The organism is Candidatus Accumulibacter phosphatis, assembly GCF_012939955.1.
GTDB classification, from domain to species: Bacteria; Pseudomonadota; Gammaproteobacteria; order Burkholderiales; family Rhodocyclaceae; genus Accumulibacter; species Accumulibacter delftensis.
In genome coordinates this window covers 1-597 of record NZ_SPMY01000106.1, presented here as the reverse complement: position 1 = coordinate 597, position 597 = coordinate 1, and the positions used below count along the sequence as shown (strand labels likewise).

1 protein-coding gene and 1 pseudogene are annotated in these 597 nt (G+C 68.7%); both read left to right on the top strand.

What is annotated here, in order from left to right; genetic code table 11:
- A partial coding sequence (locus E4Q23_RS21350) for a cob(I)yrinic acid a,c-diamide adenosyltransferase (protein ID WP_211203891.1) occupies positions 1-298 on the top strand: 298 nt, incomplete at its 5' end.
- A 5-nt stretch (positions 299-303) separates the two neighbouring features.
- Positions 304-597 (top strand): annotated as a pseudogene (locus tag E4Q23_RS21345) (cobyrinate a,c-diamide synthase); the annotation flags it as partial.

Sequence of the window (597 nt, the reverse complement as noted above, 5' to 3'; positions counted from 1 at the left end):
GGCCCGCGATCGGGAAACCGCGCGCCGCGCCTGGGCCGTGGTTGCCGAGATGCTCGGCGATCCGTCGCTGGGGCTGATCGTCCTCGATGAACTGACCTATGCGCTGAAGAACGGCTGGCTGGATTTGCCGCTCGTGCTCGCCGATCTGGCCGCCCGCCCGGCGCTGCAGCACGTGGTGATTACCGGCCGCGGCGCGCCGGACGAACTGTGCGCCGCAGCCGACACGGTCAGCGAGCTGCGCGACGTCAAGCACGCCTTTCGCGCTGGCGTACGGGCGCAGAAAGGGGTCGATCTGTGAGCGCTATGCCGGCGTGCCCGGCGCTGTTCATTGCCGCGCCTGCTTCCGGCCAGGGCAAGACGACGGTGACCGCGGCTCTCGCAGCGCACCATCGTGGGCAAGGGCGGCGCGTGCGCGTTTTCAAGACCGGCCCCGATTTTCTCGATCCGATGATCCTCGAGCGCGCCTCTGCTGCGCCGGTCTATCAGCTCGACCTGTGGATGGGCGGTGAGGAGCACTGTCGGCAACTCCTGCACGCGGCGGCGGCCGAAGCCGACCTGATCCTCATAGAAGGCGTCATGGGACTCTTCGACGGCGAC